We start from the raw sequence: 22,291 nt of genomic DNA, 5'->3' as shown, positions 1-22,291 counted from the left end.
CATCAGTCCGCTTTCGTTTGCATTGTTACTTAAACGTAAAGATGTGACATTAACGTGTTGCTGGCCGATCTGCCACTATTTTCGGCGTAATAAACACCATCAGTTCCGTTTTTTCTTGACTGCGGCCCGTGCTGCGGAAAAAAACACCGAGCACGGGGATGTCGCCCAGCAGCGGCACCTTGCTGTCCGTACCCCGTTCGGACTGCTGATAAATGCCACCCAGCACCACCGTGCCGCCGTCTTCCACCATCACTTGCGTGCGCACGTGTTTGGTGTCGATGGCGAAGCCGGAACGCGTTTCCTGGCCCACGCTATCCTTGTTGACGTCCACTTCCAGCACCACGTTGCCGTCCGGCGTGATCTGCGGCGTGACCTCCAGGCGCAGATTCGCCTTGCGGAACGTGATCGACGTGGCGCCGCTGCTGGTGGCCACCTGGTAGGGCAGTTCGATGCCCTGCTCGATCAGCGCCAGTACCTTGTCGGCCGTCACCACCCGAGGGCTGGAAATGATCTTGCCCCTGCCATCGGCTTCCAGCGCGGACAACTCCAGGTTTAAAAAGCGGTTGGCGGCCGCCGAAAACAGGCTCAGGGCGAAGCTGGCCGGCTGCAAGCCATTGATGCTGGCGGCCGGCAAGTTGACGAATTGCGTGTTCGGCACGAAGGCGCCGGCGCCCGCCACCGTTTGCCCCGTCGCCTCGCCCACGCCCTGATACGTGCCGCCGATGGCCGCGCGGCGTCCGCTGCCACCGAGCGAAAAACCCGGCAACTGGCCCGCTGCCAGGCGCTGGTCCGTAAAACCCAGGCGCGCGCCCAGGTTGCGGCTGAAGCTGTCGTTCGCCTCGACGATGCGCGCCTCGATCATCACTTGCCGCGTTGGAATATCCGTCTTGGCGATCAGCTGACGGATCTGCTCCAGGCGCGCCGGCACGTCGGTGACGAACAGCTGGTTCGTGCGCGGCTCGATCAGCACGCTGCCACGGCGCGACAGCAGCCGGCTGCGCCCTTCCCCCGCGTCCAGGCCGAACACGGTACGGAATGCTTCGGCCTTCTGGTAATTGAGCTGGAAGATGGCTGATTGCAAGGGTTCGAGTTCGGCGATCTGCGCGCGCTGTTCCAGTTCCAGTTTTTCGCGCGCCAGCATTTCCTCGCGCGGCGCGATCCACAGCACGTTGCCATTGCGCCGCATGTCCAGGCCCTTCGCCTGCAGCAGCACGTCGAGCGCCAGGTCCCACGGCAAGTCGCGCAGGCGCATCGTCACATTGCCGGCCACGCTGTCGCTGGCGATGATGTTTTTCCCCGACGCGTCGGCCAGGATGTGCAGGGCCGCGCGCACGCCCACGTTCTGGAAATCGACGGAGATTTTCTCGCCGGCATACTGGCGCGGCGCCGTCACCGGCACCACCGCCTCGTCCCCGGCCAGGGCGGCGCCATGCAGCAATAGCCAATACATCGAACACATCCACACAGACGGCTTCATGGCGTGACCTCCGGCACACTGGCCCTGGCGTCACCCGGTCTTTGCAGGGACAGGCTGCCATGCCGTTCGCGCCACCCGCCGCCCGCGTCCGGCAGCAACTCTTTGTACTGCAGCGCCTGTTCGCTGATTTGCGTGACCCGGCCGTGGTCTGGCCCCAGATACTGGCCCACCGCCACCCGGTACACGCGCTGGCCCGCCAGCAGCAGCGCGCTCAGGCGCCCTCCCTGTTGCACGCTGCCCACCATGCTGATGGCCGGCAAGGCGACGCTTTCCAGCGGCTCGCGCACGCGGCGCGGGTCGGGTCCGGCCACACTGCCATGCTGGCCCGGCGCGCTTGCCACCGCCAATGCATTAAAAGGGTCGGCCAGGGCGGCGGCCGCGTACGGCTGCGGCACGACAGCGGCAAGCGGGCGCCATGCCGGCGCGCCGGTCTTTGCAGGCAATACCGCTTGTGCCGCCAGCTCCCCCGCTTCGGGCAAGCGATACGCGTGCAGCACGGCATCGAGGGTCAGCAAGCGATCCTTGCCCTGGGTCAAGGCCAGCTCATGCACCGTGACGATGCGCGGCAGGCGCGCCAGGTCCCCCAGCAACGCGCCCATGGCGTGATAGCCGCCGCGCAACTGTATGGCGATCGGCAAGGCGACATACGGCGCTTGCGGCCGGGCCGCGCCCGGCTTGAACAGCGAAAATTGCAGGCCGCGCGACTGGCCTGCGGCGTTAATGTCCGTCAACAGCACCGCCATCGCTTGCTGGTCGGGCAATTGCTGTTCCAGCTGGGCCAGCTCGGCGCCGGCCTGGCGCCGCTGCGCACGCCACTGCGGCAACTGGCTCGCCCTGGCTTGCGCCGCCAGATACCCGGCGCGCAAGCGGCCTTCCTCGTCTTGCGCCGCCTGCACGTCCGCACTCAGTCCATCGAGCCACGCAAGGTGCAACAGCGCCGCCACCAGCGTACCGGCCAGGGCAGCGCAAGCGACGCGCAAGTGTAGCGGCCACAGCGACGCGGTCTTCAAGCTCAGCATGATCAACCTCCACGACTAAGATTGCCCAGCGGGTGCCAACGCCAGCCGTATCGTCCATTCCACGGCGCCATCTGCCGCACCGCGCACTTCCATCACTTCCGGGCGGGACCAGGGCGCGGCCTGCTCCAGCGCCTGCAGCAGTGCCGCGACCTTGTCCTGCGCGACGGCATGCCCTTGCAGGCGCACCAGCGCCGTTTCCTGGCGCACACTGTGCAAGGCTACGCCGGCCGGCATCGCCTGGGCCAGCACGTCCAGCATGCGCACCCAGGCATGGCGTTGCTCTTGCAAATTGGCAATGGCCTGCTGGCGCAGCAGCAGTGCCGCCGTTTCGCCCTGCACCCGCTTGCCGGTGGCAAGGATGGCATTCACCTGCTGCATGGCATGGCGCCAGCCTTGCTGGCGACGCAGCTGCACGTCGAGCTGCTGCTGCAGCCAGGCGCCTGCCGCCAGGGCCAACAGCAATCCCAGCACCGCCCCACCGGCCAGTTGCCACAACAGCAGCTGACTGCGCCGGCGCCGCGCCGCCTGGCGATGCGGCAACAGGTTGATGCATGGCACTTGCGCCACGGCCTTCATCGCGCGTACCGGTGCATGGCCAGGCCCCAGGCCAGCTGATAACTGAGGCCGCCGTCCGGCAAGGCTTGCCAGCCACCCTGCGCGAGTGCCGCCTGCAGGGCCAGCGCCTCGCTATCCATGACGACGGGCGTCAAGCCGGCCGCCGTAGCCGCATCGAGGCGGCGCTGCACACTGGCGCGCCGCGCCGCCACCAGCAGCACTTCGATCTCCTGCTGCGTCTGGCCGGCAAACGGTGGCGCCGGCCCCAGCTGGTAAAAGTCCAGGCTGGCGTCTTCCAGCGCAAACGGCATGTATTGGGCCGCTTCCAGTTCCACGAGGATTTCCAGCTGTTCCTCCGGCAAACCGGCGGGCAGGCGGATCGCATGCGTGATCAGGGCCGTGGCCGGCATGGCCAGCGCCACGCGGGTGCAGGCGCTGCCACTGTTGCGGCATGCCAGGCGCACGGCGCTGGCCAGGCCCTGCAGATCTTCGACATGACCGTCAAGCATCACTCCTGCCGCCAGCGCGGCGCTGCCGCAATGCCGGCATGACAGTTTCCCTCGCCGGCGCCGCAACTCGACCACGCGCACGGCATCGTCCGCCATGTCGATGCCCAGCAAACCGATGCCAAGAAAACTGCGGATGGATATGTTTTTCATAGAGAAACGTCAGCGTGGGAGGGGTTGCTGCCATCCGCAAGCCTAGTCCTGGCAGCGCTGGCTTGTAAACGGATTTCACGCTGGGGTCTGCGGCGCGCGGCGCCTATATGGCGGGGCCGTGATCTGGCGCAGAATAATTGTTACCAAATCCTGGTTGCCAGCGGGCCAATACACGCTTATATAGAGTATCGACAAGTTTCAACACTCCCCAGGCAAGCGCCACGGCGCGCTGCCACCCCGGCAAGCTCGCTTATAATTGGCCGGCATAATTAACCGAAAGACATACGACGCATGACATCTTCAAACTCCGCTGGCTCCGCTGGCTCGAAGCCGCCCACCAAGGGCAGCAAACCCAAACGTTTTCTGCTGATGGCACTGGTATCGCTGCTGGGCCTGGGCATCGTCGGCGTCTTGCTGGTGGTCTTTGGCCTGGCCATGGCCTATCCGAACCTGCCGGCGCTCGATACCTTGACCGATTACAAGCCAAAAATGCCGCTGCGCGTGTTCACGTCCGACAGTGTGCTGATCGGCGAGTTCGGCGAAGAACGGCGCAACATGGTGCATATCAAGGATATTCCCGATGTCATGAAGAAAGCCGTACTGGCCATCGAAGATGACCGTTTCTATGAACATGGCGGCGTCGACTATCTGGGCATCACGCGCGCGGCCCTGCACAACCTGACGGGCGGCGCCAAGCAAGGCGCCTCGACCATCACGCAACAGGTGGCGCGCAATTTCTTCCTGTCCAGCGAACAGACCTTGAAACGCAAGGCGTATGAAGTCTTGCTGGCATGGAAGATCGAGAAAAACCTCAGCAAGGACCAGATCCTCGAAGTGTATATGAACCAGATTTATCTGGGACAGCGCGCCTACGGCTTCGCCTCGGCCGCGCAAATCTATTTCGGCAAGAATATCCAGGATCTCACCGTCGCCGAAGCGGCCATGCTGGCCGGCTTGCCGAAGGCGCCGTCGGCCTACAACCCCGTCGTCAATCCGAAACGCGCGCGCATGCGCCAGCAATACATTCTGCAGCGCATGGCGCAGCTGGGCTACATCACGCCGGCGCAGTTCGAAGAAGCGAAAAATGAAGAGCTGAAAGTGAAGACCGACAGCAGCGCCTTCGGCGTGCACGCGGAATACGTGTCGGAAATGGCGCGCCAGCTGGTCTACGAGCAATTCAAGGAAGACACGTACACGCGCGGCCTGAACGTCTACACCACCATCACCAAGGCCGACCAGGACGCCGCCTACATCGCCTTGCGCAAGGGCGTGATGGATTACGAGAAACGCCACGGCTACCGCGGCCCGGAAGCGTATATCGAGATTCCGAAAACCAAGGCCGAAGCGGACGACGCCATCGAGACGGAGCTGGCCGACCACCCGGACAGCGACGACATCATCGCCGCCATGGTGCTGCAGGCATCGCCCAAATCGTTGCAGGCAGTCACGTCGGCCGGCGAGGAAATCACCATTACCGGCCCCGGCCTGACCTTTGGCGCGGCCTGGCTGTCGGAAAAAGCGGCGCCGAACCGCCGCATCAAGCGCGGCGCCGTGATCCGCGTCATGCAAGAAAACAACGCCTGGGTCCTGACGCAGATGCCGGAAGTGCAATCGGCGTTCGTCTCGGCCAGCACCACCGACGGCGCCATCCGCGCCATGGTGGGCGGCTTCGATTACAACCGCAACAAGTTCAACCACGTCACGCAGGCGTGGCGCCAGCCCGGTTCCGCCTTCAAGCCCTTCATCTATTCCGCTTCACTGGAACGGGGCCTGTCGCCGGCCACCATCATCAACGACGCGCCGATCTCGTTCGACGCGGGCCAGACGGGCGGCCAGGCGTGGGAACCGAAAAACTACGACAGCAAATACGATGGTCCGATGACCATGCGCAAGGGCTTGATGAAATCGAAAAACATGATTTCCATCCGCATCCTGCACAAGATCGGCGCCAAGTATGGCCAGGAATACGCGACGCGCTTCGGCTTTGATGCGGACAAGAACCCGCCCTACCTGACCCTGGCCCTGGGCGCCGGCAACGTGACGCCGCTGCAGATGGCGGGCGCCTACGCCGTGTTCGCCAATGGCGGCTACAAGATCAACCCGTATCTGATCGCCAAGGTGACCGATAGCGATGGCAATATCCTGTCGCAAGCCAAGCCGGACCTGGCGGGCGAGGAAGCCAACCGCGTCATCGACGAGCGCAATGCCTTCATGATGAACAGCATGCTCAACGATGTCGTACGCTTCGGCACGGCGAACAAGGCCATGGCCTTGAAGCGCCCTGACCTGGCCGGCAAGACGGGTACCACCAACGATTCCATCGACGCCTGGTTCGCCGGTTACCAGGCCAAGCTGGTGGGCATCGCCTGGATCGGCTACGACCAGCCGCGCAACCTGGGCAATCGGGAAACGGGCGGCGGCCTGGCCTTGCCGATCTGGATCAACTACATGGCGAAGGCATTGAAAAGCATTCCCGTCGAGGAACGCGCCGTACCGGAAGGCCTGATACGCGTGGGTGACGAGTATTACTATGCGGAAAATCCACCGGGCACGGGCGTCGGCAGCCTGGAAGGCGCGGCGCGCGGCACGCCGGAGGAAGAGAAAGCCAAGGAAGCCGTCAAGAACGAGCTCTTCTAATGGCAATGTCGTAAGTCGGGTAGGTCGGATTAGCGCGCAAGCGCGTAATCCGACAACATTGTTAGCGCCCGGGTAGTGTCGGATTACGCGGCTTCGCCGCTAATCCGACCTACGTCTCGATGAGCTAATTACTTCAGCACGACGGGCGCGCCCGCCTGCTCGCTGGCCATGCTGGACAAGGCGGCAAACAGTTCCGAGCCGTCGCGCGTGTTGAGCCATTCATCGCCCACGCGCTTGTAATGAAAACCGCCGGAACGGGCGGCCACCCACATTTCGCGCATGGGGGCCTGGCTGTTGACGATGATTTTCGTGCCGTTGTCGATGAACTCGATTTCCAGCACATTGCCGCTGCGGCTGCATTCGACGTCGAGCACGTCTTCATCGTTCAGCCGGTCCAGCGCCGCGGCGATCTGGGTCAGGGTGGCTTCGGCCAGGGCCAGGAATTCCGATTCGCTCATGCTACACTCCAAAGATCTTAATCAAACCGTGATTCTAATCGTGAAGTCATCCTCAGCGTTTTATATCGGCATTGCCATTGTGGTTTCCAGCGTCCTGGCCGGCTGTGGCCAGCCCGGCGCCCTGTACCTGCCCAAGCCACCCGCGGCCAAAGGCGCGCCGGCAAAAGGCCCGGTCGAACCGGCGCCCGTGCCGCCGCCACCCGTGATCGTGCCAGTCACCTAAACGGAACGCACCGGGGTGGCTGTCTTCGCCGCCCTGGCGCTCTTCTCTCGCTTGCTCCAGGCGAAAACCACGCGCATTAACAGCAGTAGCGCGACGATGCTGCCGAACAGGATCGGTTGTGCGAAATTGTGCTTGCCCGCCTTCATCCACCAGAAGTGCAAAATACCCAGCGGCGCGATCACATAGATCAGCCGGTGCAGCCACTGCCAGCGCTTGCCACCGAGGCGCTTGACCATGCCATTCGTGCTCGTCACGGCCAGCGGAATGAGCAAGACAAAGGCAATAAAACCCACCGTGATGAACGGCCGCTTGAGCACATCCTTCCACATTTCATGCACATCGAAAAAGTGATCGAACCATAAAAACGTGGTGAAGTGCAGCGCCGCGTAGAAAAACGCGAACAGGCCCAGCATGCGCCGCAGCTTGATCAGCCAATTCCATTGGGTGAAACGCCGCAAGGGCGTCACCGCCAGGCTGATGCAGATAAAATACAGGGTCCAGTCGCCCGTGCCGCGCGTGATGAATTCCAGCGGCTCCACCAGTTGCCCCGTGTACGTCAGCCAGACCATGCGCGCGAATGGCAGCAGCGCCAGCAGAAAAACCAGGCTTTTGAATAGCGACAATTGTCTCGGCGTGGGGTTGAGGGCCATGGTGTTTCCTTAAAAGAACTTCTTCAGATCCATGCCCGTGTACAAGGAAGCGACATCGTTGTAGCCATTGAACATCAGGGTCTTGCGCTTGCGCGTGAGAAAGCCGTCTTCACCGATGCGCCGCTCGGAAGCTTGCGACCAGCGCGGATGATCGACGTTCGGGTTCACATTCGAGTAAAAACCATATTCGGACGGCGCCGACAGGTTCCAGGAGGTGCGCGGCTGTTCCTTGACGAAACGGATCTTGACGATGGATTTGGCCGACTTGAAACCATATTTCCACGGCAAGACCATGCGCACGGGCGCGCCATTCTGGTTCGGCAAGGTTTCGCCATACATGCCCAGGGTCAGCAGCGCCAGCGGATGGTTCGCTTCGTCGATGCGCAAGCCTTCCGTATACGGCCACTGCAGCACTCTGCCGCCCACGCCCGGCATTTGCTTCTTGTCGGCCAGGGTGATGAATTCCACGTACTTGGCATTGCCCGTCGGCTCGACCTTCTTGATGATTTCCGAGAAGGAATAACCGACCCACGGAATCACCATCGACCAGCCTTCCACGCAGCGCAGCCGGTAGACGCGCTCTTCCAGTGGCGCCAGTTTCAGCAGCGCGTCGAGATCGAGGGTCATGGGTTTCTTGACCTCGCCTTCGATGCTGACCGTCCACGGCCGCGTGCGCAAAGTGCCCGCGTTTTGCGCGGGGTCGCTCTTGTCCGTGCCGAATTCGTAGAAATTGTTGTAGCTGGTGGCGTCTTTATAGGCCGTCTGCTTGTCCAGCGCCGAATAGGCGGGATTGAGCTTGGCAGCCAGCTTGGGATTGCTGCCTTGCGCGAACGCTTCGCGGCTGGCCATTTCCAGCAAGGCCGCACTGGACACGGAGCCCAGGGCGATTTGCTTGATAAAGCTGCGGCGCGATTCAAACACGGCGCGCGGCGTGATTTCGGAAGAATACGGCAATTCGATGCCGTTGGGACTGCGCTTGATCAACATGGCGGCTCCGGAAAAAGGTGATTGGATATACCTTACACCAGTTTTTCCGGGCCGTTCATGACGCTTCTGTCATTAAAGTTTGCCGTAAGAATGCAGGCCTGAAAGGAACATGTTGACGCCCAAGAAGGCAAACGTCGTCACCAGCAAGCCCACCAGCGCCCACCAAGAAGCGACGCGGCCGCGCAAGCCCGTCATCAATCGCATGTGCAGCCAGGCTGCATAGTTGAGCCAGACGATCAGCGCCCACGTTTCTTTCGGGTCCCACGACCAGTAGCCACCCCACGCTTCGGCCGCCCACAGGGCGCCCAGGATGGTCGCTACCGTGAAGAAAGCAAAGCCCACGGAAATGGCCTTGTACATGACGTCGTCGAGCACTTCCAGCGACGGCAGGCGGTCGACCAGGTAGCCGCTCGATTTGAGCAGATACGCGGCCGCCACCATGGCCGACAGGGCAAAGGTACCGTAGCCGATGAAGTTGGCGGGCACGTGGATCTTCATCCACCAGCTTTGCAGGGCCGGCACCAGCGGCTGGATTTCGGCCGCGTCGCGCGTGACCGTGTACCACATCAGGAACACCACGGCCGCCGAAATGACCAGCATGACGAAGGCGCCCAGCTGGCGCGTCGCATAATGCTGCTCGTAATACAGGTAGAACATGGCCGTGATCAAGGAAAACAGGATGAACACTTCATACAGGTTCGACACGGGAATATGGCCCACGTCGGCGCCGATCAGGTAAGACTCGTACCAGCGCACCAGCATGCCCGTCAGACCCAGCACCACGCCGGCCCAGCACAGCAGGGAGCCGACGGACGAGCCAAATTCCGAGCGCGCCACCAGGCCGATCCAGTAGAACAGGGTCGACAGCACGAAAAGCGTACCCATCCACAAGATGGCGGACTGGCTCGACAAGATGTATTTGAGGAAGAATTTCTGGTTCGCCATCTCCAGGTGGCCCGAGTACAGCTCGATGGCAAACAGCGACAGCACGGCCGCCAGCGGGATCAGCCAGCGCACGGGCTTCCAGTACCAGCCCAGCCACGCGAACGTGGGCGCCGCTGCCAGCAGGATGGCCTTTTCATAGATATCCATGAAGGCGCCAAAGCGCATCAGGCCGAACAGGGAGGCCGCCAGCAAGCCGGCGCCATACAGCCAATCGATCAGGCTCAGGCGCTTGAAAAATCCTGGTTCCTGCGTATATATTTGCTTGTTTGCCAATTCCATCATTTTCTCCATTCCCGGCGACGCGCAAGCGTCCCGAAACTCAGCCAATCCAACTCAGCGCAGCTTACGCCGATTGCGGCAGCTTTGCCTTCAAAGTCTCAAATTCTTTTTCAAAATCCAGCGTCTTGCGTTGCGTGCTCATGGCCATCAGGGCTACGCTGCCGCCTTCGCCATCCTTGATCCACACCCACAGGCGGCGCTCGCGGATATAAAACATGGAAAACACGCCGATCACGAGGAACAGGCAACCGAGGTAGACCACGCTCTTGCCCGGCGAACGCGTCACTTGCAGCACGGACGCCTTGATTTCCGTGAACTCGTCGAGCTGCAGATACACGGGCGCGCCATAGAAGAAGCTGTCGGACAGCGCATTCGTGGCCAGTTGCAGGAAGCGGCCGTGCTTGTCATCGGCCTCGATGGCCTTCAAGCCATCCTGCGCGCGCGCCGCCTGCCACAAGTCCCACAGGCTGCCATTCAAGATTTTCATGAAGATGTCGGCCGCTTTTTCTTGCTCGGCGGCAGGAATTTTCTCCAGGAAACGCGAAATGGCCAGGAAACCGCCCTCTTGCCCATTGCCGGCAAAGATGCCCAGGCTTTTCGCCGCCGATTCCTGCAGCTGGCCGCGCAGGGCTTCCGCGTTCGCCTGCGGCATGGCGCGCGCCGCATAGCGCGCGGCGGCCTGCTGGCGCAGCGCCGGATCTTGCAGCGCGGCACGCAAGCGCATCCATTCCGTCACGCTGTAATTGTCATCGACGGGAATGCGCAGATAGCTGAACGGGTCGCTGGGATTGACGCGCATGCCGGCCAGGAACACCGTCGTGCCATCCACGGTGACAGGCTGCATGTAATTCTGGTACTCGCGCGCCTGGCCCGTCTTGTCGCGCAATTTGTATTGCACCGAGGGGCCCACGTTCTTGAGATCCTTGTTATGCGCGTTCTTCGCGGCCGAACCGAGGCGTTTATCGAGGCCGACGGCAAATTTATCGTTGAAACTTTCCGCCTTGCTGACGGCGCGCACATCCTGGCCGGCGCTGAGGTTTTCCACGTTGAAGGGACGGAAACCCGACCATTCCACCGTGTAGGAATTGCCATCGCTGCGCTCAAGCGGCGTGCTGCCGCCCACTTCGCCGCCGATATCGAAGCGTTTCGTCGTCTTGCCCGTCATGGGAAAACCCGTCAACTTGAGCTTGCTGCCGCCATCCTCAAAGCTGGACTGGTACAGGGCCAGGCCCTTGTACAGCAGCGGCTGGTTGACTTTGATGGTGGCAGGAAAACTTTCTCCCGTCACATGGTCGGTGATGACGACATCGCTGGCGAACAGCTTGGGCATGCCCGTGCTGTAGAAATCGATGTGGAATTTCTTCAGCAAAATCGTGATGGGCAGATCCTGGATCAGCACGCCATCGGCCTGGGGAATGATGGCCGTGTTGCTCGACGAACCTTCCGGGATCATGGTATTGCCGCGGAAAGTGGGGTTCGACAGGCTCAGCCGGTGCTGGGCGGGAATGTCGGCGATCACGCCGCTGCCGGAAAACGGCGTCTTGCCAAAGAACCATTGTTGTACGCGTATCGGCATTTCCGAATCGAGCAAGCCGCCCACGCAAATGATGACGATGGCGCCGTGGGCAAAGATATAGCCCCATTTATTGGCCGCGCCGCGCTTGGCCGCCACCAGGGTGGCGTTGTCCTTCTCGACCACCTTGGCCGCATAGCCGCTGTCTTTCAGGCGCATCACCATCTGCTGTGCCAGCACGGCGCGCGGCAGCGGCGCCTGCCATTCCATCTTGTGATGGAAATTGCGCAACGATTGCTCGCGCACATTGTCGCGCCAGCTGCGCATATCCTTGAGCATCTTCGGCGCATTGCGCACGATGCACAGCGAGGTCGAGGCGACGAGGAAACCCATGATCACCAGGAACCACCAGGCCGAATACACGGAATACAGGCTCAGCTTGTCGAAGACGGCAAACCAGAATGGACCAAACTGGTTCACATAGTTGGGCATGGGCTCGTTCTGCTTGAGCACGGTGCCGATGATGGACGCCACGGCGATCAGGGTCAGCAGGCTGATGGCAAAGCGCATCGACGAGACCAGCTCGACGAATTCAGCCAGGCTGCGGCGTTGGGTCTTTAACTCGATTCCGGTCGTGCCTGTGCTCATACGTGGATACTCATACGGGATATGCAATCTTCAAGAAAATGTAGGCATGGAGCAGAGTGTTTCTCCGCGCAAGGCGGCAGCATACTCCTGTTTGGCCCCTGCCATAAAAAAGGGCAGCCTGTTGAAAAGGCCGCCCTGGTTCATGCGCACTGCTGCGCCTGGCAATCTCTTGCCACTATGAAAACTTACTTCAGGCCGGCGATATAGTCGGCCACGGCGGCAATCTCGTCATCCGACATGCGGGCGGCGATGGTGTGCATTTGCGCGCTGTTCTTGCGGGCATCCGCCTTGGTGCTGCGGAACATGGTCAGCTGGGCCACCGTGTAGTCCTGGTGCTGACCGGCGATGCGCGGATACTGGACGGGAATGCCATTGCCCGTCGCGCCATGACAGCTGGCACAGGCAGCAACTTGCTTGGAAGCAATACCACCACGGTAGATTTTCTTGCCCAGGTCAATCGTATCCTTGTTTTTCGCGGCGCCCGGCTTGGACAGCTGCGCGCCCAGGTAGGCGGCGATATTCTTCTTGTCGGCGTCGCTGAGCATCTTCGCGTACGTCGTCATGACGGGCTGGTTGCGCTCCGGCGTGGTGAAGTCGACCAGTTGCTTGTAGATATAGCTTTCGTGCTGGCCGGCCAGCTTCGGATTGACCGTGATGGTCGAGTTGCCGGCCGCGCCATGGCACGATACGCAGGCAGGCAAGCCGCGCGTCGCATCGCCGTCGGCGTACAGGGTAGCGCCCTTGGCGGCGTCAGCCTTGATGGCCGGTTTCGGTGCTTCGACCGCGGAGGCAGTTGCCGATACAGCCAGCAAAGCGAGCAGCATGGATTTGAACAACGGTGAAAACGCACGATTCATTCAGGCACCCTGAGACAGTGAGAAATTAGTGGTGGACATTGCCGCGCTCCTGAGATTTTTGATTTATTTTCAGGGCCGCAAGCCGCATCGCTGCTACGCCGGCAACAATTAACAATCCCTTATTGTACAATAGCTTCTTGGCGTTATCGCTCCCTTATCGCTCCATTTTGTTGCTTTACTACTCCCATGTCAAAACTCTGGCAAGCCCGCTTCTTTACGACCGTCAACCAATTGCGTGACCTGCCCGATACCACGGTGCCGGAAATCGCTTTTGCCGGCCGCTCCAATGCCGGTAAATCGACCGCCATCAACATCTTGTGTAATCAGAAAGGCTTGGCGTTCGCCTCCAAGACACCTGGCCGTACCCAGCACATCAACTACTTCTCCATCGGCGGCGCCCACGTGGCGCAGCATCGCAAGGATGCCACCATCGTCGAAGAGATCGAATGCCTGCTGGTCGACTTGCCGGGCTACGGCTACGCGGAAGTCTCGGGCTCGGCCAAATTGCACTGGCAGCGCCTGCTGGGCGACTACGTGCAGCGCCGCGAGCAATTGGCGGGCCTGGTCCTGATCATGGATTCGCGCCGTCCGTTCACCGACCTGGACGTCCAGATGCTGGAATGGTTCGCCCCCACGGGTAAACCGATCCACTGCATCCTGACCAAAGTCGATAAGCTGAACCGCAATGAATCGGTCAACGCGCTGCGCCAGGCGAAAGCCAAGCTCGACAGCTATGTCGATGAAGACGGCGTCGGCTTCCCGTTCACCGTGCAACTGTTCTCGGCCTTGAAAAGAGTCGGCATCGACGAAGCCAATGACAAGATCATGGAACTGGCCGGCATCAGCGAAGATAGCGCGGCCCAGATGGTCGAACTGATCGACATGGAAGACGACGTCGAGCCGGAGTCCGACAAACCGGCTTGATCGAGATCAACGCTACGTAAAAAAGGCTGCCCGTTCACACGGTGCAGCCTTTTTTGATTGCGCTGAGCGTTTAACGCCGTCCCGGCCCTGGCCGCTTCTCCGAAAAGAATTCCTGACGCAGGAAGGCAGTCAGCTCGGCCGTATCTTCCACGCGGGCGCTGAGGTTGACGTTACGCCCCAGGCGCCGCGATTCCCAGACGAAGTCGCCCGGTTTTTCGGCACGGATCAACTGGATCATCTTCTTGATGATGGCCGATTCGATATCGGGTTCATTGCCCAGTTCGACTTTTTCCTGCTTCAGCCAATTGCGCTTGAAGTTGCCGTTCCAGCCCTTGAACTTGACTTCGGCGCTGAACGAGGTCTGGTTGACGATGGAAAACACGCCACCCGAATCCTCGCGGTCGCTGCCCGAATTGCGGCCCTGCGCGCCGGCGATATTCGCCTTGGCCACGCGCATGGCGCGGTCGTTCTCGCTTTCCTCGGCCGGCGGCGCGGGGTTCTGCGCCTCGCGCTGCTTGCGGCGCTGCTCGATCATCGAACTCATGTCTTCGGCCGGTGGCGGCGGCAACGGCACTTTCGATACCAGTGGCGGCGTGAAGGTTTCCAGTTTCGGCTTGTCGCGCGGCACGTCCTTGGTCACCACGCGCTTGCTCGGTGCCGGCGGCGGTTTCACCTTGGCCACTTTCGTGTCCTTCGGCTTGGGCGTGGGTTTCGGCTGCGGCTGCGGCTTCGGTTGCGGCTTGTCCTTCAGCGGCGCGATGTAGACCATCGCGCTTTCCTTCTTCGGCGGCGGAATCTTTTCTATCTTGTCGCTGCGCAACAGAACATACGCCGCCAGCAGCACGTGCAGCAAGACGGACACGCCGAGCGCAACCTTGCGCGTGGTGCTGGTCCTGGACCCGTAGGCCGGTAGTGGCTGGATCACTTGCCCGCAGGTGGGGCAAACATCGGAATCGGCAGCCAACAAATGGGTCGTGTCATGCAAAATGAATCGTGCTTTCTGTGTAGCGAAGAAATAACATTACAGGGCAGCCATAGTGCCAGAGTCCCTTGCTTTTGGGAACACTTCCTCGGCCTTGCCAATCCGAAGCGTACAGGATAGCTGCATTCCTTGCAGCGCTAACCAGAGTACCCGAGCCGTCCCTTGACGGTTGTTACCGTATGTATCACTGCCCATACAAAACCGGCGCCCCATTCACGCAGGAATGGGACGCCGGTCACGGGTCAACAGGTAATGCAAGCGCTCAAGCCTGCTTGTCGAGTGCCACCAGTTGCTCGTCCGTCACCGGCCCCGTGCCGCTGTACTTATCCAGGAACAAATAGATGACGGGCGTGATGAACAGGGTAATCACTTGCGAAAACAGCAATCCGCCGACCACGGCCAGGCCCAGCGGCTGGCGCAGCTCGGCGCCGGCGCCCAGGCCCAGGGCGATGGGCAAGGCCCCCATCAGGGCCGCCGCCGATGTCATCATGATGGGGCGGAAACGCAGGATGCAGGCCTGGCGGATGGCTTCAGGCGGGCTCATGCCCTCGTTGCGCTGCGCATGCAGGGCAAAGTCGATCATCATGATGGCGTTTTTCTTGACGATACCGATCAGCATCAAAATGCCGATGATGGCGATCATCGTCAGGTCCATGCCGAACAGGCGCAAGGTCAACAGCGCCCCCACGGCCGCCGACGGCAAGCCGGCCAGGATGGTCAACGGGTGGATATAGCTTTCATACAGCACGCCGAGCAGCACATAGATCACGGCCAGCGCGGCGATGATGAGGATGATCTGGCTAGCCTGCGAATCCTGGAACACGGCCGCATCGCCACCGTAGCGCGTGATGATGGAGGCCGGCAAGCTCATTTCCTTGCCCATCACATCGATCTTGCCCGTGGCAACACCCAGCGGCACGTCCGGCGCCAGGTTGAAGGAGATCGTCACGGCCTGCAACTGCCCCTGGTGATTGACGGACGTGGGGCCAATCGTGCGTTCCACGTAGGCAATACTCGACAGTTTCACCAACTCGCCCGACTTGCTGCGCACGGACACGCGCGTGAGCGCATCGTCATACTGGCGATCCGCCGTGGCCGCTTCCAGGATCACGTAATAGCTGGCCGCCGACGAATAGATGGTCGACACTTGCCGCTCGCCAAAGGCGCTGTACAGGGCCGTGCGGATATCGGACATTTGCACGCCCAGCAGATTGGCCTTGTCGCGGTCGATCCGCAGGGACGCCTGCAAGCCCTTGATCTGCGAATCGCTGGTGACGTCGCGGAACGCGGGATCGGCGCGCATGCCAGCAATAAACTTTTCCGCCCAGTCATTCAAGGCATCGGGGCTGACGCTTTGCAAGGTGTACTGGTAGCGGCTCTTGCTCTGGCGCCCGCCCAGTTGCAAGTTTTGCACGGGACGGAAATACACGGCCATGCCGGGCACGGCGCTCGTCGCGCGGCGCAGGTTTTCCAGCACCACGGGCATTTTCGGCCGTTCGCTGCGCGGTTTTAATACCATGAACATGCGGCCCGTGTTGCCGCCACCGACGAACGACGTCACATCCTGCACGCTGGGGTCCGCCTTGAGCACGGCCGCCACGCGCGCTTGCAAGTCCTGCAATGCAGCAGAGGAAATATCCTCCGACGCTTCCGTATTCACCTGGATCTGGCCCAGGTCTTCCTCGGGAAAGAAACCCTTCGGAATGGTCGCGTACAGCAGCACCGTCAGCGCAAAGGTACACACGGCAACGAATAGCACCACGTTGCGGTGCGCCAGGGCCTTGTCGAGCAGATGCACATATCCGTTGCGCAATTTCGTGAACCCCGCCTCGAAGTGGCGGCCGATGAACGTTTTCTCGCCATGGCTCGGGTCGCTGTCATTGTGTTCGCGTGTATCGGCCGGCAGGAAGCGGCTGGCCAGCATCGGCACCAGGGTCAGCGACACGATGGCCGAGACGAGGATGGACAGCGAGACGACGACGGCGAACTCGTGGAACAGCAAGCCGATCACGCCCGGCATGAAGAAGATGGGGATGAACACGGCCACCAGCGAGACGGAAATCGAGATGATGGTGAAACCCATTTCCTTGGCGCCCACGAGGGCCGCCTGGATCGGTTTCTTGCCCATCTCGATATGCCGCACGATGTTTTCCAGCACCACGATGGCATCGTCGACCACCAGGCCCACGGCCAGGGTAATGCCCAGCAGGGAAATGTTGTCGAGGCTGTAGCCGAGCCAGTACAGCAGGGCCAGCGCGCCGAGCAGGGAAATGGGCATGGTGACGGCCGGAATGAAGGTGGCCGCCGCGCGGTGCAGGAACAAAAAGATCACCAGCACCACCAGAATCACCGTCAGGGCCAGGGTCAGGTTGACGTCGTGAATGGCTTCGCGGATCGAGACGGAACGGTCGTTGACCAGGCTGATCTGGATGGAAGCGGGCAATTGCGCCTTGAAACCCGGTAAAAGTTTGCGCACGGCATCGACCACTTGCACCGTGTTCGCATCCGGTTGGCGCTGCACCAGCAAGGTGATCGAGCGCTCGCCATTGAAACTGCCGGCCGTCTTGGTCGATTGGAAACTGTCTTCCACCTCGGCCACTTCCTTCAGCCGCACGGGCTGGCCATTGCGCGTGGCGACGATGAGTTCGGCAAAATCGGCCGCCTTCATCATCTGCGGATTGCCCTGGATGGTCAAGGTCTGGCTGGGGCCGTCGAGGATGCCCAGCGGCGAATTCGTGTTCGAGGCGCGCAGGGCCTGGGCCAGCTCGTCCATCGTCAGGTTGCGCGCGTTCATCAGGTCGGCACGGGCGCGCACGCGCACGGCGAAGCGTTTCTGGCCATTCACGCTGACCTGGGCCACGCCTGGCAAGGTCGACAGGCTGGGCGCGATCAGGTTCTCCGCATAATCATTCAGATCCGACAAGTTCAGCGATGGCGACGTCATCTGGATAAACAGCACGGGCGCATCGGCCGGATTGACTTTGCGGTAGGACGGCAAGTCCGTCATTTCCGTCGGCAACTGGCGCTGCGCGCGCAGCAGCGCCGCCTGCACGTCGACGGCGGCCTCGTTGACATTGATGCTGGCGTCAAATTCCAGGGTCAGCGACGTATTGCCCAGGGTACTCGTCGAGGTGATCAGGCTCAGGCCGGCAATCGTGGAAAACTGCTTTTCCAGCGGCAAGGCCACGGAGGACGCCATGGTCTCGGGGCTGGCGCCGGCCAGGTCGGCGCTGACGTTGATGACGGGCGTGTTATAGCTTGGCAAGGCCGCCACGGGAATGTGGCCATACGCCAGCACGCCGGCCAGGATGATGGAGAGGGACAGCAGCACCACCATGACGGGGCGGCGGATGCTCAGTTCGGACAGGTTCATGCTGGCTTGCCCTGCGGTGCGGCGGCGCCATCGGCGGCCTTGTGTTTTTCCGCCAGGCGCACCTTGCCGCCCGGACGCAGGTTCTGCTTGCCGTCGACGATGACTTTTTCGTCGCCGGTCAATCCGGTGACGACGGCATTCGGGCCGAACGCATACACGCGGGCAATCTTGCGCACCTTGGCCGTATTATCGGCTTCCATCGAATACACGAAGATGCCCGTGGTATTGGTGATGATGGCGTTTTGCGGGATGACCAGCGCATCCTTGAGCGTGCGCACCGTCAACTGCGTATTCACATACTGGCCAGGCCACAGGTCGGTACCGCCATTGTTGAAACGGGCCTTGACCTTGATCACACCCGTGGCGGGATCGACGGCATTGTCGATGAAACTCAGTTTACCGTCGAGCTGCTTGCCGCCCGCATCGGCCAGCAGTGCCTTGACCGCCACCTCGCCCGCCTTCTGCGCCGCCAGCAAGCCCGACAGACTGCTTTCCGGCAAGGTGAAGACCACATCGATCGGGTCGAGCTGGGTGATGCTGGTGAGCGAAGTAGTCGGCTGCACCAGGCTGCCCGCGTACACATTGATGGCGCCCACGCGGCCACCCTGCGGCGCGCGCAGGACGGTGTAGCTGGAGTCGACCTGGGCGGCGCGCAAGGCGGCCTGGTCGGCGGCCAGCAAGGCGCGTGCCGCGTCGAGCTGGCTTTGCAAAGTATCCACGGCGCCCTGGGCGATGAAGTTCTTGCTCAGCAAATCCTGGCTGCGTTTGAGCTGGCGTTCGAGGTCCAGCACCGAGGCGCGGTCACGCAAGACTTGCGCCTGCGCCTTGTCGACATTCGCGTGCTCGCTGCGGGCGTCCAGCGTAAACATCAGTTCACCCTGTTTGACGAACTGGCCTTCGCGGATGTGCACCTTGGTGATCGTACTGGTCGTCTGTGGATGCAGGTCGACGCTGCTGATGGGTGTCACGCTGCCATTGGCTTGCAGCAGCATCGGCACATCCTGTCGCAGCGGCGCGACCACGCTCACCGTGGTTGGTCCCTGTCCGCCCTTGCCCCCTTTGCCATCCTGCCCACCGGCCGCTTTGCCTGCCTGATTGAAATACCAGATGCCGCCACCGATACACAGGGCCGCACCCACGAGGATTGCCAGGCTAGTCTTTTTCATTGTTCTGTCACGCTGTTGCAGCGCAGGGCTGCAGGTTGAAGGTAGTTGCCAGGGGGCGTAAAGCACAATATTGTCGCACGGAAATGCTCACTTTCCCGCGTAATACTCTGGCACGATCAGGGTGACTTCCAGTCCACCGTCGACATGATTAAGCAGTGAAACCGTGGCGCCATGCTGCTCGGCGATGTTGCGCGCGATGGTCAGGCCCAGGCCCGTGCCACCCGATTCGCGCGAACGCGAGGTCTCAATACGATAAAACGGTTCGAACACTTTGGCCAGCTGATCTGGCGCAATACCCGGTCCGCCGTCGCGGATGCGGATGCGCGCCGCACCGGCGATGCGCTCGACCGTCACTTGCGCGTACTGGCCATATTTGACGGCATTGTCGATCAAGTTCACCAGGCAACGCCGCATGGCGATGGGCCGGCCCATCAAGGCCATGCTGGCCTGCCCGGCCAGGGTCACGTTCTGGCCGGCATCGGCCGCGTCGGAGCAAACGCTGTCGAGCAGGGAGTCGAGATCGAGCGCCTGCATCGCTTCCGTGCTATCCATCGAGCGGGCCAGGTCCAGCCCTTCCTTGACCATGCTCTGCATGGCAGACAGGTCGCCCACCAGGCGGTCATATAATTCCGTATCGGCCACCTTTTCCAGGCGCAGGCGCAAGCGCGTCAGCGGCGTCTGCAAGTCGTGCGTAATGGCGGCCAGCATTTGTGTACGCTGGGAAATATGCTGGCGGATGCGCGCCTGCATGGCATTGAAGGCGGCGCTGGCCTGGCGGATCTCGCTGGCGCCCGACAGGGTCAGCGGCGGATGGTTGATGTCGTTGCCCAGGTCTTTCGCCGCCTGCGCCAGCTGCTTGAGCGGACGCATGGTCATGCGCGTGACCAGGTAAGCGAGGATGGCGATGCTGATCAGGAAAGGCAGCAGGGTCATCCAGTCATTGTGTTCATTGAACGGTGGCTGCTGGCGCGGCGGCAAGACCATCAGGCGCAGCACGTGGCCATCCTGCATGCGCACGTCGAGGTTTTCGCAGGTACCGCCCCAAGGCTTGGCGCCGAACATGCCCGGCGACTGGCGTGGATTGATGCAGGCGGCCGGGCGTTCGGCCAGCGCGCTGACCTTGAAACCCTCGCCCAGCTTGGCTTGCAGGGCGCTGGAAAATTCCGTCGGCGTACCGGGCTTATGTTCCGTGTCGGGACGCAATTCCAGGCGCACGCTGCCCTTGTTGGCCACCTTCAGGTAGGCGGCGCGCGAGGCCAGCGGCACCACGTCGGCCGCCATCACCAGCTGCTCGGCCCGCTCGACGGCGTGATAGTCGCGGTACTGCTCGATGGCGCGCTGGCGTTCGCCCACGGCCAGCCACTGCGTCAGCGCGGCCGAAGCGACGATGCCGATCAGCAGAAACATGAAGACCCTGCCCGTCATCGATCCCAGGAAGGCCTTCACGCGTGCGGCTCCACGTTGACTTGCCCGGCCAGCACGTAGCCGCCGTTGCGCACGGTCTTGATGATTTGCGGCAAACGGGCATCTTCACCGAGCTTTTGCCGCAAGCGGCTGATCTGGATATCGATCGAGCGGTCGAACGGGTCGGCGTCGCGCCCCTGCGTCAGGTTCAGCAACTGGTCGCGGTTGAGCACGCGGTTCGGGTGTTCCAGGAACACGCGCAGCAAGCGGAACTCGGCGCCCGACAGCATGATCACCAGACCGCTGGGATTGAGCAGGTGGCGCGCCGTGAGGTCCAGGGTCCAGCCGGAAAAGCGGATTTGCTGCGCCTTGTCCGATGGCACGTTCGAAGGCATGGCATGGCTGCGGCGCAGCACGCTGCGTATGCGCGCCAGCAATTCGCGCGGCTCGAACGGTTTCGGCAAATAATCGTCGGCGCCCATTTCCAGGCCCAGGATACGGTCCAGCGGCTCATTGCGCGCCGTCAACATGATCACCGGCACGGTCGATTGGGCACGCAGCTTGCGGCACAAGGTCAGGCCATCGTCGCCAGGCAGGTTCAAATCGAGCACGATCAGGTCGGGCCGCGTTTCATCGAGAATTTTCCACATGGCCGTGCCATCCGCCGCGCCCAGGGTGCGATAGGCGTTCGTTTCCAGGTAGTCCGCCAGCAAGCTGCGGATATCGCGGTCATCGTCGACGATGAGAATTGTAGAAGTGGGTTCCATGGTACGAATTATCCCCACTTCCCCCGCCCTTGCACAGCGCATTTGTATCGTCTTGTATATAGGAGACCCGAAGAAACATATAGATACAAACTGTCTGACAGCGGACACTTCGGGGAAACATGGAGAGTCCACCATGGATTCATGTGCAGCAACATGTACATCCCTCATCTTTTACAAAGGAATCCAGATGAACGCCTCAATGACAACCTTGCGCAAGAATTTGATCATCGCCATGAGCGTACTCGGCATGGGTGCGGCATCGCTGACCGTCCACGCCCAGGAAGCGGCCGCCAGCGCGCCTGCCGCCAGCACCAAAATGCAACATGAAGGCCAGCGCGGCCAGCACCGCGGTGGCAACCCTGCCGAACGCATGGCCAAGTACCAGGTCCGCCTGCACGACAAGCTGAAGCTGACAGCCGCGCAGGAACCGGCCTGGGCCACTTTCACGGCCGCCAACGCGCCGAAAAAACCGATGGGCGACTGGAAGGCCAAGCACGAAGCGATGGCCAAGCTGTCGGCGCCGGAGCGCATGGAACAATGGATCGCCATGTCGAAGGAACGCATCGCCAGCCAGGAAAGTCGCCTGGCCTCGCTGAAGACCTTCTATGCCGTGCTGACGCCGGAGCAAAAGAAAGTATTTGATGACAGCGTGCCTGGCGGCAAGCACGGCGGCCATCGTGGTGGCCACCATGGCATGGAGCAGCATCCGAAAGCAGGGTAGGTCGGATTAGCGGCAACGCCGCGTAATCCGACAACTTTGTTGACGTG

18 protein-coding genes and 1 pseudogene are annotated in these 22,291 nt (G+C 61.6%); 4 read left to right on the top strand and 15 right to left on the bottom strand.

Annotated features, from left to right (window positions below; all coding sequences use genetic code 11):
- Positions 1–49: 49 nt before the first annotated feature.
- The 4 genes and pseudogenes from K0F86_RS20820 to pilM form a co-directional block, all read right to left on the bottom strand.
- Positions 50–1,375, bottom strand: a pseudogene (locus K0F86_RS20820) (type IV pilus secretin PilQ); the annotation flags it as partial.
- Between the two features lie 98 nt (positions 1,376–1,473).
- Positions 1,474–2,496, bottom strand: coding sequence for a pilus assembly protein PilP (locus K0F86_RS20815; RefSeq protein WP_219136112.1), 1,023 nt, complete (start codon positions 2,494–2,496; stop codon positions 1,474–1,476).
- Positions 2,497–2,511: 15 nt separating this feature from the next.
- On the bottom strand, positions 2,512–3,063 hold the full coding sequence (locus K0F86_RS20810) for a PilN domain-containing protein (protein ID WP_219136111.1): 552 nt from the start codon (positions 3,061–3,063) through the stop codon (positions 2,512–2,514).
- A 5-nt stretch (positions 3,064–3,068) separates the two neighbouring features.
- Positions 3,069–3,710 carry a pilus assembly protein PilM gene (gene pilM / locus K0F86_RS20805; protein WP_219136110.1) on the bottom strand — a complete coding sequence of 214 codons (642 nt, stop codon included), beginning with the start codon at positions 3,708–3,710 and terminating at the stop codon, positions 3,069–3,071.
- Positions 3,711–4,001: 291 nt separating this feature from the next.
- Between pilM and K0F86_RS20800 the strand changes: the two genes are divergently transcribed.
- Positions 4,002–6,347 (top strand): penicillin-binding protein 1A, encoded by a 2,346-nt coding sequence (locus K0F86_RS20800; protein WP_219136109.1) that lies wholly within the window; start codon positions 4,002–4,004, stop codon positions 6,345–6,347.
- A gap of 128 nt (positions 6,348–6,475) precedes the next feature.
- Here K0F86_RS20800 and cyaY read toward each other — a convergent pair whose 3' ends face one another.
- Positions 6,476–6,805, bottom strand: coding sequence for an iron donor protein CyaY (cyaY, locus tag K0F86_RS20795; protein WP_219136108.1), 330 nt, complete (start codon positions 6,803–6,805; stop codon positions 6,476–6,478).
- 40 nt (positions 6,806–6,845) lie between these two features.
- Here cyaY and K0F86_RS20790 point away from each other — a divergent pair, with 40 nt between their 5' ends.
- Positions 6,846–7,028: a lipoprotein gene (locus tag K0F86_RS20790; RefSeq protein ID WP_219136107.1), complete on the top strand. Its 183-nt coding sequence runs from the start codon at positions 6,846–6,848 to the stop codon at positions 7,026–7,028.
- On the opposite strand, the gene K0F86_RS20785 is transcribed toward K0F86_RS20790, so the two are convergent.
- The 5 genes from K0F86_RS20785 to K0F86_RS20765 form a co-directional block, all read right to left on the bottom strand.
- The gene (locus K0F86_RS20785) at positions 7,025–7,678 is read right to left on the bottom strand and encodes a sulfite oxidase heme-binding subunit YedZ (protein ID WP_219136106.1); all 654 of its coding nucleotides are present in this window, start codon (positions 7,676–7,678) and stop codon (positions 7,025–7,027) included. The two genes, K0F86_RS20790 and K0F86_RS20785, sit on opposite strands and share 4 nt — an antisense overlap.
- Positions 7,679–7,687: 9 nt before the next feature.
- The gene (gene msrP / locus K0F86_RS20780; protein ID WP_219136105.1) at positions 7,688–8,665 is read right to left on the bottom strand and encodes a protein-methionine-sulfoxide reductase catalytic subunit MsrP; all 978 of its coding nucleotides are present in this window, start codon (positions 8,663–8,665) and stop codon (positions 7,688–7,690) included.
- A 72-nt stretch (positions 8,666–8,737) separates the two neighbouring features.
- On the bottom strand, positions 8,738–9,889 hold the full coding sequence (gene ccsB / locus K0F86_RS20775; RefSeq protein WP_219136222.1) for a c-type cytochrome biogenesis protein CcsB: 1,152 nt from the start codon (positions 9,887–9,889) through the stop codon (positions 8,738–8,740).
- Between the two features lie 64 nt (positions 9,890–9,953).
- Positions 9,954–12,050 carry a cytochrome c biogenesis protein ResB gene (locus tag K0F86_RS20770; RefSeq protein WP_219136104.1) on the bottom strand — a complete coding sequence of 699 codons (2,097 nt, stop codon included), beginning with the start codon at positions 12,048–12,050 and terminating at the stop codon, positions 9,954–9,956.
- A 185-nt stretch (positions 12,051–12,235) separates the two neighbouring features.
- Entirely contained in the window at positions 12,236–12,907 is a 672-nt protein-coding gene (locus K0F86_RS20765; protein WP_219136103.1) for a cytochrome c, read from the bottom strand.
- 186 nt (positions 12,908–13,093) lie between these two features.
- Here K0F86_RS20765 and yihA point away from each other — a divergent pair, with 186 nt between their 5' ends.
- Positions 13,094–13,831 (top strand): ribosome biogenesis GTP-binding protein YihA/YsxC, encoded by a 738-nt coding sequence (gene yihA / locus K0F86_RS20760; RefSeq protein ID WP_219136102.1) that lies wholly within the window; start codon positions 13,094–13,096, stop codon positions 13,829–13,831.
- Between the two features lie 70 nt (positions 13,832–13,901).
- Here the strand turns inward: yihA and K0F86_RS20755 are convergent, their stop codons facing one another.
- The 5 genes from K0F86_RS20755 to K0F86_RS20735 all read right to left on the bottom strand — a co-directional run bounded on the left by K0F86_RS20755 (position 13,902) and on the right by K0F86_RS20735 (position 21,523).
- Positions 13,902–14,816: a hypothetical protein gene (locus K0F86_RS20755; protein ID WP_257572274.1), complete on the bottom strand. Its 915-nt coding sequence runs from the start codon at positions 14,814–14,816 to the stop codon at positions 13,902–13,904.
- 259 nt (positions 14,817–15,075) lie between these two features.
- Complete coding sequence (locus tag K0F86_RS20750; protein ID WP_219136101.1) at positions 15,076–18,186, bottom strand: efflux RND transporter permease subunit; 3,111 nt, start codon at positions 18,184–18,186, stop codon at positions 15,076–15,078.
- Positions 18,183–19,352: an efflux RND transporter periplasmic adaptor subunit gene (locus K0F86_RS20745; RefSeq protein ID WP_219136100.1), complete on the bottom strand. Its 1,170-nt coding sequence runs from the start codon at positions 19,350–19,352 to the stop codon at positions 18,183–18,185. Before K0F86_RS20745 ends, K0F86_RS20750 begins: the two co-directional genes overlap by 4 nt.
- Positions 19,353–19,439: 87 nt before the next feature.
- Positions 19,440–20,798 (bottom strand): ATP-binding protein, encoded by a 1,359-nt coding sequence (locus K0F86_RS20740; RefSeq protein WP_219136099.1) that lies wholly within the window; start codon positions 20,796–20,798, stop codon positions 19,440–19,442.
- Entirely contained in the window at positions 20,795–21,523 is a 729-nt protein-coding gene (locus K0F86_RS20735; protein WP_034753223.1) for a response regulator, read from the bottom strand. The genes K0F86_RS20740 and K0F86_RS20735 overlap by 4 nt, the downstream gene beginning before the upstream one ends.
- Positions 21,524–21,710: 187 nt before the next feature.
- Here K0F86_RS20735 and K0F86_RS20730 point away from each other — a divergent pair, with 187 nt between their 5' ends.
- Positions 21,711–22,244 carry a Spy/CpxP family protein refolding chaperone gene (locus K0F86_RS20730; RefSeq protein ID WP_219136098.1) on the top strand — a complete coding sequence of 178 codons (534 nt, stop codon included), beginning with the start codon at positions 21,711–21,713 and terminating at the stop codon, positions 22,242–22,244.
- The last annotated feature ends 47 nt before the right edge of the window (positions 22,245–22,291 follow it).

Origin of the sequence: Janthinobacterium sp. UMAB-60 (assembly GCF_900095235.1) — a bacterium.
Lineage (GTDB): Bacteria > Pseudomonadota > Gammaproteobacteria > Burkholderiales > Burkholderiaceae_D > Janthinobacterium.
This window is presented reverse-complemented; position numbering and strand designations above follow the sequence as displayed.